General features: G+C 62.9%; 13 protein-coding genes. 2 read left to right on the plus strand and 11 right to left on the minus strand.

Annotated elements, in window-relative coordinates; genetic code table 11:
* Nucleotides 1–28 precede the first annotated feature (28 nt).
* A complete protein-coding gene (locus QCE73_RS17115; RefSeq protein ID WP_309882518.1) occupies nt 29–1,453 on the plus strand; it encodes an MmgE/PrpD family protein in 1,425 nt (474 codons plus the stop codon).
* Nucleotides 1,454–1,497: 44 nt separating this feature from the next.
* On the opposite strand, the gene QCE73_RS17120 is transcribed toward QCE73_RS17115, so the two are convergent.
* From QCE73_RS17120 to QCE73_RS17150, 7 genes are all read right to left on the minus strand, one after another.
* Nucleotides 1,498–2,271, minus strand: coding sequence for an enoyl-CoA hydratase/isomerase family protein (locus QCE73_RS17120; protein WP_309882520.1), 774 nt, complete (start codon nt 2,269–2,271; stop codon nt 1,498–1,500).
* 22 nt (nt 2,272–2,293) lie between these two features.
* Entirely contained in the window at nt 2,294–2,980 is a 687-nt protein-coding gene (locus QCE73_RS17125) for a nitroreductase family protein (RefSeq protein WP_309882522.1), read from the minus strand.
* 31 nt (nt 2,981–3,011) lie between these two features.
* Nucleotides 3,012–4,178 carry a CaiB/BaiF CoA-transferase family protein gene (locus QCE73_RS17130; protein WP_309882523.1) on the minus strand — a complete coding sequence of 389 codons (1,167 nt, stop codon included), beginning with the start codon at nt 4,176–4,178 and terminating at the stop codon, nt 3,012–3,014.
* Between the two features lie 2 nt (nt 4,179–4,180).
* Nucleotides 4,181–5,419, minus strand: a complete 1,239-nt coding sequence (locus QCE73_RS17135; RefSeq protein WP_309882526.1) for a CaiB/BaiF CoA-transferase family protein — start codon at nt 5,417–5,419, stop codon at nt 4,181–4,183.
* A 66-nt stretch (nt 5,420–5,485) separates the two neighbouring features.
* Nucleotides 5,486–6,652, minus strand: a complete 1,167-nt coding sequence (locus QCE73_RS17140) for an acyl-CoA dehydrogenase family protein (RefSeq protein ID WP_309882528.1) — start codon at nt 6,650–6,652, stop codon at nt 5,486–5,488.
* A 26-nt stretch (nt 6,653–6,678) separates the two neighbouring features.
* Nucleotides 6,679–7,140, minus strand: a complete 462-nt coding sequence (locus tag QCE73_RS17145; protein ID WP_309882529.1) for a MaoC family dehydratase — start codon at nt 7,138–7,140, stop codon at nt 6,679–6,681.
* A gap of 29 nt (nt 7,141–7,169) precedes the next feature.
* Complete coding sequence (locus QCE73_RS17150; RefSeq protein WP_309882530.1) at nt 7,170–8,057, minus strand: CoA ester lyase; 888 nt, start codon at nt 8,055–8,057, stop codon at nt 7,170–7,172.
* 263 nt (nt 8,058–8,320) lie between these two features.
* Here QCE73_RS17150 and QCE73_RS17155 point away from each other — a divergent pair, with 263 nt between their 5' ends.
* Nucleotides 8,321–9,706 carry an MFS transporter gene (locus tag QCE73_RS17155; protein ID WP_309882531.1) on the plus strand — a complete coding sequence of 462 codons (1,386 nt, stop codon included), beginning with the start codon at nt 8,321–8,323 and terminating at the stop codon, nt 9,704–9,706.
* On the opposite strand, the gene QCE73_RS17160 is transcribed toward QCE73_RS17155, so the two are convergent.
* The 4 genes from QCE73_RS17160 to tauA all read right to left on the minus strand — a co-directional run bounded on the left by QCE73_RS17160 (nt 9,703) and on the right by tauA (nt 13,369).
* Entirely contained in the window at nt 9,703–10,302 is a 600-nt protein-coding gene (locus QCE73_RS17160; protein ID WP_309882532.1) for a TetR/AcrR family transcriptional regulator, read from the minus strand. The genes QCE73_RS17155 and QCE73_RS17160 overlap by 4 nt on opposite strands.
* A 218-nt stretch (nt 10,303–10,520) precedes the next feature.
* Nucleotides 10,521–11,426 (minus strand): ABC transporter permease subunit, encoded by a 906-nt coding sequence (locus tag QCE73_RS17165; protein ID WP_404989780.1) that lies wholly within the window; start codon nt 11,424–11,426, stop codon nt 10,521–10,523.
* Nucleotides 11,419–12,237: a taurine ABC transporter ATP-binding protein gene (locus tag QCE73_RS17170; protein WP_035499051.1), complete on the minus strand. Its 819-nt coding sequence runs from the start codon at nt 12,235–12,237 to the stop codon at nt 11,419–11,421. The genes QCE73_RS17165 and QCE73_RS17170 overlap by 8 nt, the downstream gene beginning before the upstream one ends.
* 55 nt (nt 12,238–12,292) lie before the next feature.
* Nucleotides 12,293–13,369: a taurine ABC transporter substrate-binding protein gene (gene tauA / locus QCE73_RS17175; protein ID WP_187603655.1), complete on the minus strand. Its 1,077-nt coding sequence runs from the start codon at nt 13,367–13,369 to the stop codon at nt 12,293–12,295.
* Between the last annotated feature and the right edge of the window lie 216 nt (nt 13,370–13,585).

The raw sequence follows: 13,585 nt of genomic DNA on the forward strand, positions 1-13,585 counted from the left end.
CTTTCATAACTTCCAAGGAGACACAGCCATGACCGACACACAGCAAGCACGATCCTCGGTGCCATCCAATTGCCCTCCGCTGGAACAGGCGTTGGTGCAGTTCATCCAGGACCTGAAATACGAGCACATCGACGCGCACGCGCACGCCGGCATCAACCGGCTGATGCGCGACCAGCTCGCGGTGCAGATCGGCATTTCGAAGATGCCGTGGTCCGGGCAATTGCTGAAGTACGCGACGAGCCAGCAGCGACCGGGCACGAGCCGCGTGAGCGCCTCGACGTTGACGATGAGCGCCATGGACGCCGCCTTCGTCAACGGTTCCTACGGTCATGGATTCGAATACGACGACGCCCACGGTCCCAGCTACAGTCATCCGGGCAGTTGCGTGATCCCGGCTGCATTGGCCATCGGCGAGGAACTTGGGTCGTCAATGGAGGAAGTGATCACCGCGATGGTCGCGGGCTACGAAGTCTACGCGCGCATCGGCTTGCTGGCCTCGCCGGATCTGCTGCAACGCGGCTTTCATCCGCACGGCACGCTGTCGAACTTCGGCGCCGCCGCGGTCGCCGCCAAACTTCGCGGCTGCGATGCCGAAACGACGCTGCAAGCGCTGGCGATTGCGCTGAGCCATGTCTCCGGCACGACCGAATACACCTCCACCGGCGGCTCCATCAAGCGCATCCACGCAGGCATCGGCACGCGCAACGGCATCGTCGCCGCCGACATGGCCCAGGCCGGCATCACGGGACCGCGCGCGTTCCTCAGCGGAAACAAGGGCTTCTTCCACACCTTCCTGCAACGTCCGGCAGGCGATGGCTCCGAACAGCGCTTCGCTTTGAATCGGCCTTTCGAGATCGCTACCGTCTGGCTCAAGGCCTATTGCGCGTGCTACTGCACACATGCCTACATCGACGCGTTGCGTCCGTTTTCAGCGCGTCGTGACGAGATTGCCGATGTGCATCTGAAGATCTCGCCTCATTTCAACGTCGTCGTCGGCACGGCCAACGCCAATGCGTACGAGCCGAGGAACATCGAGCATGTGCAGTTCAGCTTGCCGATTCAGGCTGCCTTCACGCTGCTCGGCAATGGCAATGGCTATCCGGTCCATCGCGACTACCTCGCAGGCAAGGTCGACATGACGCCCGTGATCGACATGGCGCGCAGCATCCGCATCACCCAGGAACCGGCGCTGGAGCGAGATTATCCGGGCAAGTTCGTCGCGGATGTGACGGTCACTTTCAGGAACGGCGACTCCGAGCATGTATTCGTGGAAGACCCGATCGGCACCGACAAGAATCCGATGCCCGAGCAGGAGCAGGACGCGAAGTTCATGGAACTCACCGTCGATGTGCTGGGCGCGGATCGAGCTGGAAAGCTGCTCGCCGCATTGCGTACGATGGACCCGCGCATGAAAGCCGCGGAGCTGATGAGCATGTGCGCCACGGAGCGTTGAGGAGAGCCGGCGCGACGCATGAGGCGTCGCGCTGGCTGCATGCATCAGTTCCCGACGTTGCCGCCGAAACCATGCACCCCCGCCTCCAGCGACGGCGACTGCGTGCGATAGCAATGCTGCATCCAGCGTTCGTAGCGCAGGCCGTCGGAGAGCGGCAGTTCCATCGCGCGGCGCGCCATCTGCTTCATCGAAGTCAGCGCGAGCGCGTCGGCCTGAGCGATTTCCTGCGCCAGTTGCAGCGTGGCGCTCTCCAGTTGCAGAGATGGAACGGCCAACGCGGCAAGACCCATGTCCGCAGCCTCGCGGCCCGTCATGCGCCGGCCCGTGACCAGGTAGTACATGGCCCGCTGCAAGCCCAGCTTGCGCGGCAGCCGCTGAGAGCTGCCGCCGCTCGGAAGCAGACTGCGGCGGATATGTTCGTCGCCGAGTTGTGCGGCTTCATCGGCGATCATCAGGTCGCAGGCGAGCGCCAGTTCGAAGCCGCCCGCGAGCGCATAGCCGTTGATGCTGGCCAGCACGATCTGCGGTGCCGACTCCAGGCGCTCATAGGTGTCCTGCATCAGGTCCTGATGACGCATATGCGCGGCGCGGTCGGCCAGCACGCCGCTTGCGAGCCATTTGAGGTCGTTGCCCGCGCAGAACGCGCGGCCGCTGCCCCGGATCACGAGCACCTTGATCTCGCCGGCTGCCGCGATACAGTCGCGCACCGCGTCGTTGAGATGCTGCAAGGTAGGCCCGTCGAGCGCGTTCATGCGCTCGGCGCGATTCAGGGTGATGCGGCGCACGTGCGGCGCGGGGTGGTCGATCAGCAATTCCACGAGGTTCCCCTTTTCCATTCGCTCAGGCGAAGCGCACGAGATCGTCGACGCCCGCGCGTGTGGTGCGAAACTGGTTGACGGGATGCCCGGTCTGCGCGAAGCCGAACGAGATGCCGCAAATCATGTGCTGCGTGTCGGGAATGCCGAAATACTCGCGCACGAAATGCGCGTGGCGTGCGAGCGCCCCTTGCGGCGTCGTGGCCACGCCGTGAGCGTAGGCTGCGAGCAGAAACGAGGAAACGAAGCCGCCCGCATCCACGAGCGCATACGGACCCAGCTCGGCAGGCACGGTGATGATGGCCACATGCGGCGCATCGAACATGCGGAAATTGCGGAATGCCTGCTGCGCACTGCGTTCGGCATCCTTGGGGCCGATGCCGAGCGACGTATAGAGCGCGATGCCCGCCCCGCGCCGACGTTCGCCATAAATGCCCTTGTAGCGGGGCGGAAACGGCAGATCGGACTCGGTTTCCGGATGGCTGAACGCGCGCTCCATCAGCGCCTCGCGGAAGCGCTCCGTGCTTTCCAGCGTTTCGGTGATGACCAGTTGCCACGGTTGCACGTTGCACCACGAGGCCGAGCGGCTCGCCATGCCGACGATGCTGCGTATCAACTCGGCATCCAGCGCCTTGTGCTCGTATGCGCGGCACGTTGAGCGGCCGCTCGTGAGTCGATCCAGAGCGGTGAGATCGGAAGTATGCGATGTCATGTCGATAAGCCTGTTGCCTGTTCCCAAGCCCTCAGATAAAGGTGTCGCGCGCGCGCAATGCGTCGATGCGGTCATCGGGCAGCCAGCCGCGCAGCGCGTCGATGGCGTTGTCCGTGCTCGATGCCGCCGGCGGCTCGGGCGGCGCGGCGGGCGTGCGCGAAAAGCGCGGGCCGGGCGCCGGGTGCATCACGCCGTCGAGGTCGATGAACGTGCCGCGCGCCTGAATGTGCGGATGACTCGGTGCTTCGTCGAAGTCGAGCACCGGCGCGAGGCAGACGTCCGTTTCGCCGAACCGCCGCGCCCACTCGTCGCGCGTATGTTCCCTGAACCTCGCGGCCAGCACCTCTTTGGCCGCCGGCCATTGCGCACGATCCATCTGCTCTTGCAGCAGCGGATGATCCTGTAGCTCCAGCTTTTCGAGCAGCAGCCTGTAGAACTTGCCTTCGATCGGCGCGACGCTGACGTACTTTCCATCGGCGCATTCATACACCTCGTAGAAGTGCGCGCCGGTATCGAGCAGATTGGTGCCGCGTTCCTTGCCGAGCATGCCTGCCGCGTGCAGACCCATCGTCACCGTCATGATGGAGGCCACGCCGTCCACCATCGCGGCGTCCACGACCTGGCCTTCGCCGGAACCGCGAGCCTCGATGATGCCCGCGAGCAGTCCGAACGCCAGATACAACGAGCCGCCCGCATAGTCGCCCAGCACGTTGAGCGGCGGCGTGGGCGCCTGCCCCGCGCGTCCCATCGCATGCAGCGCGCCGGTGATGGAGATGTAGTTCAGATCGTGCCCGGCCACCTGCGAAAGAGGGCCGTCCTGCCCCCAGCCGGTCACGCGGCCATAGACGAGACGCGGATTGCGCGCGAGACACGTATCGGGGCCCAGACCCAGCCGCTCCATCACGCCGGGGCGAAAGCCTTCGATCAATGCATCGGCCTGATCGATCAGTTCGAGCACCATCTCGACGGCGTCCGGGTCTTTCAGATCGACGCGAATGGACTTGCGGTTGCGCAGCCCCAGATCGAACTGCACGGGACGCGGCGCGCCGAGGCCCGAAGGCTCCTTGCGATCCACACGGATCACCGTGGCGCCGAGATCGGCCAGAAACATCGCGGCCAGCGGACCGGGACCAATGCCCGCGATCTCGACGACCCTGACGCCCGCGAGCGGTCCTCCCCGGGAAGATGCGGCGGACATGATCAGATCACTCCTTCGTCGCGCAATTGCCGCAGACGATCATCCGGCAGCTTCAGCAAATCCCGATAGATCGCTTCGTTGGATGCGCCCAGTTCCTGTGCCGGCTGATCGAACTGCACCGGCGTTTGCGAGAACCGGATAGGCAGGCCCATGCCCATGGCGTCGACATCGGCGAGGCCCGGATGCTCCAGCTTCACAACCGCGCCGCGCGCCTGCAACACGGGGTCCTTGAGCACATCGAGCGGCGAACGCACGGGGGCCGCGGGCACGCCGCGCTTTTCCTGAAGTTCGCGGATCACTTCTTCCGTGCTGTGCTGCCGCGTCCATTCCTCGATCGTCGCGTTGATTTCGGTCGCGTGCTTCATGCGCGGACCGCGCGTCGCGTAGCGTGGATCGACGGCCATTTCGGGCTTGCCGATGGCCTCCATGAGATTGCGGAACCAGTCGGGCTGGAACGCCACCATGGCCACGTGGCCGTCGCGCGTGCCGTACACGCCGAACGGCACGAGGCGATCCTGAAAGTTGCCCGAGCGCTTCGCATAGCCGTTCGCGAAGAACACGTCGAAGTGCTCCTCGGCCACCATCGAGGACAGGCAGTCGAGCATCGAAACCTGCACCAGTTGCCCCTCGCCCGTTCTGCCGCGATGGATGAGCGCCGCGAGGATGCCATTGACCGCGTAGAGCGGCGCGACGAGATCGGCGATAGGCAGGCCCCAGCGCGTGGGCGGGCCATCGGCGACGCCGGTTACGTCCATGATGCCGGAGAGCGCCTGCACGATGATGTCCATCCCCTTGAGATTGGGGTAAGGGCTCGGTTCACCGAATGCCTTGATCGATGCATAGACGATTTTCGGATTGGCCTTGCGCACGCTTTCATAGTCGACGCCCAGGCGCGCCGTCACGCCCTCGCTGGCGTTTTCGATGACCACGTCGCATTCCTTCACCAGTTCCATGAATAGCGCGAGGCCCTGCTCCGACTTCAAATCGAGCGTAATGCTCTTCTTGTTGCGCGCGCGATTGAGGATGGTCAGCGACACATCTTCCTCGTGCCTGACACCGAAGTGGACGCCTTCCCTGCCCACATAGGGCGGATTATTGCGCGCGATATCGCCGCCGCCGGGCGACTCCACGCGAATGACTTCGGCGCCCAGACCACCCAGCAACAGCGATCCGTAGGGCCCGGCCAGCGCCACGGTCAGATCGAGAACGCGAATACCCTGCAAGGGTCTTGTAGCTGACATGCTTGTCTCCTGAAGCAGCCGTCGATCCAGCCTTTGACGGCCGCCAGTCGTATTGAACCGCCGTGCCTAGTAAGACTTCGGCAAGTCGAGCTTACGCTCCGCGATATTCGACAGGATAAGCTGCGGCGTGACCGGCGCGATGTAGCCGATCCACGCTTCCCGCATGAATCGCTCGACGTGATACTCCTTCGCATAGCCGAATCCTCCATGCGTGAGCATCGAGGTCTGACATGCGTTCATGCACGCCTCGGATGCCAGCAGCTTCGCCGCGTTCGCCTCGGAGCCGCAGGAAAGTCCCTTGTCGTAGAGATCCGCGGCGGCAAAGATCATGTGATTCGCCGCTTCCAGTTCCGCCCAGTTGCGCGCCAGCGGATGTTGAACGCCCTGGTTCTTGCCGATGGGCCGGCCGAACACCACACGTTCCTTCGCGTATTGCGTCGCGAGCTTGAGCACCGCGCGGCCGATGCCGATCTGCTCGGCGGCAACCAAAACGCGCTCGGCGTTCATGCCGTGGAATATGTAGCTCAGACCCTTGCCTTCCTCACCGATCAGCGCGTCCTTCGACACCGGCAGATTGTCGATGAAGAGTTCGTTCGTATCGACGGCGGCGCGGCCGAGCTTGTCGATCTCCCGAATATCGACGTAATCGCGGTCGAGCTTCGTGTAGAACAGGCTCAGCCCTTCGCTGTGCTTCTTCACCTGTTCGATCGGCGTGGTGCGCGCGAGGATCAACATGTGATCGGCGACCTGCGCGGTCGAAATGAATACCTTCTTGCCCGAGATGAGATAGTTCCCGTCGGCCTGCTTCTTCGCCGTCACTTTGAGCTTGGTGGTATCGAGACCCGTATCAGGCTCGGTCACGGCGAAACACGCCTTGTTCTCGCCACGCGCGAAAGGCGGAAGCCACGCTTTCTTCTGCGCTTCCGTGCCGAAATGCACGACGGGCTGCAAGCCGAAGATGTTCATGTGGATGGTGGACGCGGCAGCCTGCCCGCCGCACTCGGCGACCGCGCGCATGAAGAGCGCCGCTTCCGTCACGCCCAGATTCGCGCCGCCCACATCCTCCGGCATGCAGATGCCGAGCCACCCGCCGCTCGCGACGGCGTCGAAGAACTCGTGCGGAAACTCGTGATTCTTGTCCTTGTTGCGCCAGTATTCGAGCGGAAAGTCCGTGCAGATCTTCTGGGCTGCATCGACGATGGCATGCTGATCCGCGCTGAGTTGGTAGTCCATGGCCTAGTCCTTCTTTAAGTATGAAATCAGGCCTTGTCGGCGGGACCCAGCATCATCAGGCCGGTGCGCAGAGCCGTGCAAACGATCTCGTCGCGCTGATTCCGGGCAATGTGCCTGAAGGTCACGATGCCCGAGTCCTTGCGGCTTTTCGACAGACGCGTCTCGACGATCTCCGTCTCGACGCGGACCGTGTCGCCATGAAAAGTAGGCTTGGGAAAGGCGATTTCGCCGAAGCCAAGATTGCCGAGCGTGGTCCCCAGCGTGGTTTCGTACACGGTGATGCCCGCCACCAGCGCCAGCAGAAACATGCTGTTCACCAGACGCTGGCCGTACATGGTGTTCTTGCTGTATTCGGCATCGATATGCAGCGGCGCGCAGTTGTATGTCATGGCCGAGAACAGGATGTTGTCGGTCTCGGTCACGGTGCGGCGGATGGCATGTTCGATCACCATGCCGGGCTTGAATTGTTCGAAGTAAAGGCCAGCCATTTATCTGTCTCCTGAGATTCGGTGAGCAATCAGCCGTTGAACGACTGTGCGAGTTCGATGATTTCCCGCGCCGTCTTGGCATGAGCAATGTCGATGTGTTCACCGTCGTAGATGCACGATGCGCGGCCTTCGGCCTGGGCTTTGTCCAGCGCGTCGATCATCCCTCGATAGAACGCCACCTCTTCCTCGGCAGGGCTATAGGTCCGGTTGACGATCTCGACGTTGGAGGGATGCAGCACCAGTTCTCCGCTCATGCCCAGTTGCCGGTCGTTGGCCGACGACAACTTGAGTCCATCGAGATCGTGCACCTGTTGCCAGACGCCGCCGATCGGCAGTTTGCCCGCCGCTCGCGCGGCCATGACAATGCGTGACTTGAGGTATTGGGTCTCGCGGCCATCCAGCGACCAGACGGTCTTGAGCGCACGGGCCACGTCGGCATTCTTGGCGGTTGCGCCCACGATGGCAGGCACGCGCTCATGCTGGGCGATCTCGTACGCCAGTTGCAGCGAGCGCGCCGTTTCCAGCAGCGGGATCACCTTCGTATGACCGACTTCCACGCCAGCACGGAACTCGGCCTCGGCCAGCATCGATGAAACGGTATGAATGTCTTCCGGGCCGCAAGGCTTGGAGATCACGATGCCTTCGACCACGGGACTGACGATAGCCAGGATGTCCTCGAAGTCGTACAGATGCGCGCTGCGGTTGATGCGCACCCACACACGCTGTTTCTGCTCCGCCAGCCATGTCAGCTTCGACCTGACGATCTCGCGCGCTTCGGCTTTCTGCGCGGGCGGCACGCTGTCCTCCAGATCCAGGATCAGCGCATCGGCTCTGGAATTGATGGACTTTTCGATCCACGTCGGCTTGTTGCCCGGAACGAAGAGGAAGGAGCGTATGGGTTTCATCTGGGTGGTCATCACTGTCCCGGTCTGTAGAGTTACCTAACGATTGATAGTTAGTTTCCTCCTCGCGGCGCGATGATGTCATCTGGGGTTTACACCGACATCGCTCGGCGCACTGCGCCAAGCCACCAACCCTCATGGATAACACTCATGGAACATCCTCAAAACACCGCACAAACTATCTAACATTAATTAGATAAACATCGAATGCTCAGCACATCGCCTTGCAGAACTCACGACTTTTGAATGCTCTTACTGGAGGAGAAATGAGAAACGCCATGAATGACATGCCGTCCGACGCCGCCGGCGCCACCGCGCAAACGCCGCTACATCTATCTCGCGATCACGTGATTCATGACAGCGGACGAGCGTGGTATGTGCTCGTGATGCTGACGCTCGCGTATTCCCTCGCATACATCGATCGACAGCTTCTGAATCTGCTGGTCGAACCGATCAAGCGCTCGCTCGTCATCTCCGACACACAGTTGAGCCTCGTTCAGGGCGTCGCTTTCATTGCCGCGTATCTGGCCGCATCGCCGCTGTTCGGGCGGCTCGTCGATGTGACCAATCGGCGCAATCTTCTCTTGGTCTCCATCTGTCTGTGGTGCGCCTTCACCGCGCTGTGCGGCAATGCGGATACGTATCGAGGGTTGTTCCTCGCGCGGCTGGGCGTCGGCGCCAGCGAAGCGTGCGTATTCCCGCTCGCGCTATCGGTGATCGCCGACTGCTTCTCGGCGAAGAAAATGCCGCGCGCGATGAGCATCTTCATTCTCGGCCCGATGCTCGGCGGCGGGCTCTCGCTCGTCGCGGGCGGCTTCGTGATCGAATTCGCACGCGCTTTTCATGAGCACTTTCCGATCCTCACGCAGTTCCAGACCTGGCAACTCGCGTTCGTCATCATCGGGCTGCCGGGGATGCTTTTTGCGTTGCTGGTGCTGCTCACCGTGCGCGAACCGGCACGCAGCAGCGTGATGAGCGCGCGCGAAGACGAGCGGCAATTCTCGACCGGCGCTTCAGCGAGCTATCTCTGGCAGCGACGCGGGTTCTACGCGCGGATTCTGCTCGGCGTCGGCATGCTTGCGATCGTCGTGCTCGGCATGCCCGCATGGATGCCCACGTATCTGATTCGCACGCATGGCATGCCGGCCTCGCTGGTCGGATTTCGCTTCGGCGGGCTGGTCGTGGTCTTCGGCATTGCCGGCGCGCTGACCGGGCCGTGGGTCGCGCGTCAGCTTGAAAAGCGTGGCTATGAAGATGCACCGCTGCGAACCGCGGCGATCTCCATGATCCCGATGATGCTCTGCTGCGCGAGCATTCCCTTCGTACCGGGAACGAACGGTGCGCTGGCCGCCGCGGCCGGCATCGTGTTCTTCTTCAGCCTGCCCACCGGATGCATGGCCGCGGCATTGCAGCTCGTTGCGCCGAGCCGGATGCGTGGCACCGTCGGCGCGATTTATTCGTTCGTCGCTCAACTCGTTGGCTTCGGCGCGGGCCCGACGCTGATTGCGCTCATCACCGATCGTGTATTCCAGAATCCGAAGATGGTCGGACATTCGATCGCCATCGTGTGCGCGATTGCGTCGGCGATCGCGGCGTGGCTGCTGATTACCGCGCTGCCGCACTATCGGCGCTTGCTGGCCGAGGAGCGGGCGGCTCAGAACTAAGCAGCCACCTCCTTCTTGCGCGCGCGCCGCCGCGGCTTGCCCGTCGGCTGCGCGCCCTCGAAGAACATCGTGATGAACTGATCGACGATTTTTTCGAGCGATCCCTTCTTCGGATCGAACCAGGTCTGAACCGAATTGATGAAGCCGAGGACATAGATTCGGCTCAGCGCGATATCGATGTCCTCGCGCAAAAAACCTTCCGCGCGCAGATCGTCGAACACGGTGGTCCACAACCGCTGATGCCGCTCGCGCCGCTTGATCTGGCGCTCGCGCACCTGATCCGGCAACTGGCTCAGCAAGCGGCCATGTGCGAGCGCGTAATCGCCGAACTTGATCAGCGCACTCATCTGACCGATGACCGCCGCCCTGAAGCGGTCTTCGGCGTTCGCGTTTTCGGGCAGCGCGCCGAAGTGCTCGTTGATGTGCTGCACGATGCTGTCCGCGCCGTGCTCCATCACCACATCGACGAGCTCTTCCTTCGACGAAAAGTGATAGTAGATGCTGGCGGCCTCGATGCCGGCCTGATCCGCAATCGAGCGCATCGTCGTTGCCGTGTAGCCTTGGGTCGCAAACGAGCGTGCCGCCAGCCGAAGCAAGGTCTCTCGGGTATCCGCGCTGGGATTTACATTTTTCTTTCGCACGTCTGTTCCTACGTCTCTGTCCAGTTTCCACACCGACTCGCGGGCGCTCATGACGACCTAATGTTCGTTTGAGAGATTACCGCATTTCTTTTGGACGAGCCAGCGCGTTCACAGTACGGAACGCGCCGCTGCAAGAGACTGGAACACAGACGCATCTTCGGCGGAGTGCGGCTTTACACCCTCCCTTTCCACGGCACCATCGCCTTCTCCAGATACCGCATCAGCATATCGAAGCACAGCGCGAAGAAGCCGATGACGATGATCCCCATGATCACGACATCGCTTGCCAGAAACTCCGCCGCGTTCAGCACCATGAAGCCGAGGCCGCGCGTCGATGCGACCATTTCCGCCGCGACGAGCGTCGTCCAGCCCACGCCGATGCCGATACGCATCCCCGTGAAAATCTCCGGCAGCGCCGACTTGAGAATCACGTGGATGACGACCTGCGTGCGTGTCGCGCCCATCGAATAGGCTGCGTGAATCTGCTCGATCGATACCGAGCGCACGCCCGCGCGCGCGGCGATCGCGAGCGGTGCGAAGATCGCGAGATAGATCAGAAAGACTTTCGAGAACTCGCCGATGCCGAACCAGATGATGATGAGCGGCAGATACGCGAGCGGCGGCAGCGGCCGGTAGAACTCGATCGGCGGATCGAACACGCCGCGCGCGTGGCGCGACACGCCCATCATCACACCGACGGGAATCGCCGTGACGCAGGCGAGCGCGAACGCGCCGAACACGCGCAACAGGCTCGCGACGATATGTTCGGCGAGCGTCGAGTTGGCGAAGCCTTCGCTCGCCACCGAGATGAACTTCGCGAACACCGCTTGCGGCGACGGCAGAAAGAGCGGCTTGATCCAGTGCATGCCGGTGATCAGAAACCAGGCGGCCAGCAGCACGGCGACCGTCGCGATGCTCATCGCGAGGCTGCTGCCGTAGCCCGGCACGCCGAAGGTGTCGCCCGGTTTCACCGGCTTTTTCTTCGACTGCCGCGCGGGTCTGCCGGGCGGACGCCGCGATGCGCCTAATTCCCGTTCGATCGCGGGACCGGCCACGGTCATCGATGCTCGCTTATCCATGATGAAGCTCCTCGGCGGCGTGATGCGCGGCGCGTTCGTCGCCGTAGATGATGCCGAGCACGCGCTCGCGCATGTCGATGAAATCGGGACTCGACTTGATCGCGCGCGCATCGCGGGTGGCGAGGAAGCGGCGGTTGAAATCGAGATCGTAGCTATGCGTGATGCGGCCGGGACGCGGCGACATCACGATCAGCCGGCTCGCCAGGAATAGCGCTTCCTCCACGCTGTGCGTGATGAAGAACAGCATCTTCTGCGTGCGCTGCCACACATCGAGCAGCAGTTCCTGAATGGTCTCGCGCGTGAGGGCGTCGAGCGCGGCCATCGGCTCGTCCATCAGCAGCATCGCGGGATCGCAGGTCAGCGCGCGGGCGATGCCCACACGCTGCTGCATGCCGCCCGACAACTGATAGATCATGTGCCTGTGGAAGTCCTGAAGGCCGACCAGCGCGAGGTTGCGTTTCGCGATCTCCTCGCGCTGCGCCTTCGGCACGCCCTGCAGCTTCAGGCCGAAGGTGGCGTTGTCGAGCACGTTGAGCCAGGGCAACAGCGCATGCTTCTGAAACACGACGCCGCGATCGGCGCCCGGTCCTTCCACCGGCCGGCCGTTGAGCAGCATCTCGCCCGACGATGGCGCGATGAAGCCCGCCATCAGCGACAGCAGCGTCGTCTTGCCGCAACCCGACGCACCGAGCGCGACGACGAATTCGCCATCGCCGATGGTGAGATCGATGCCATCGAGCGCATGCACGCGCTCGCCCGGGCGTCGTCCGGGAAACATCACATTGACGTTCTTCACCTGCATGCAACCCATATGTCCTCCCGGACTCGGATGTGGCAAGGGCAACCGGCGCGTGCCCGGGTCAGGCTCATTTCAGCTTTTCGGCGGCTTCGACGTATTCGGCGGTCACGTACTTCGAATAGTCCGGCAGCACTGCGTTGACCCGCTTCTGCTGCTTCAGGAAGTCCGCCGTGTCCTTCAGCGCGAAAGCCGCGCGGCTCGATGCGCCGCCGCCGAGCCACTGCTTCGACGCCTGCTCCTGCGCCGACGGATAGCCATACAGCGCGAGAGATTCCGGCACCTCGGCGGGCGTTCCGCCGATCGTCTTGGCGATTGCGGAAGCCTGTTGCGACTGCGCGCTCCACTTCGACGGATCGCTGCGATATTGCTGGTCGATATCGGAAATCGCCTTGACGAACTTCGCCATGAAGTCCTTGTGCGCCTCGCCCCACGCGCGATCCACCGCGATACCATCGAAGGTCGGTTTGCCGAGCTTCGAGAGATCGCCGGACGTGATCAGCACCTTGCCGCTTTTCTTCAGTTGCGAGAGCGCCGGGTCCCACACGTAGGCGGCGTCGATGTCGCCGCGCTCCCATGCGGCCGCGATCTGGTTCGGCTGCATGTTGAGAATCTTCACGGAAGACGGATCGATGCCCCAGTGCTGCAGCGCAAACATCGTGTGATAGTGCGTCGTCGAGACGAACGGCACGCCGATGGTCTTGCCCTTCAGATCGGCCGGCTTCTCGACGCCCGAGCCATTGCGCACGATCATCGCCTCGGCCTCGTTGATGTTGTCGAGAATCCAGAAGAGTTGCGCATCCACGCCCTGGCTGACGGCGGCGGCGAGCGGACTGGAGCCGATCACGCCGATCTTGACGTCGCCCGAGGCCATCGCGGTCGCCACTTTCGCGCCCGATTCGAACTGGCGCCAGTTGATCTTGTAGCCGGTGGCCTTCGCGATCGAGCCATCCGCGATACCGACGACCCACGGATCGACGATCTGCTGGTATGCGATCGTCACTTCCTTGTCCTCGGCATGCGCGGTCTGTGCGACGCCCCACGCGCACGCGGCGATCGCAAGCGAGGCCAGCGCGCGCGCCGGCGCGAACGTTCGAAGCAGCTTGCCGGACAGGCGTTTCAAGCCGGAGACGCGGATCGTTTTCATGAGCTTTCCTGGAGAGGTGGAGAATCGGGAACGCCTGCGCGCGACGTTCCCTTTTCCGGTGCAGGCTCGTTGCGCGTGCAGCGAACCGATGCCCGAGTATCCACAGCGAAAAATCCGGAAAGTTAGTGCCAGACGGAACCAATCGTTGGGTCCACATCGACGCGCGTTTGCCGGCGCGCCGCCGCCGCGCTTCATTTATGTTGGCGGATCATACAT

Origin of the sequence: Caballeronia sp. LZ029 (assembly GCF_031451275.1) — a bacterium.
Taxonomy (GTDB): Bacteria; Pseudomonadota; Gammaproteobacteria; order Burkholderiales; family Burkholderiaceae; genus Caballeronia; species Caballeronia jiangsuensis.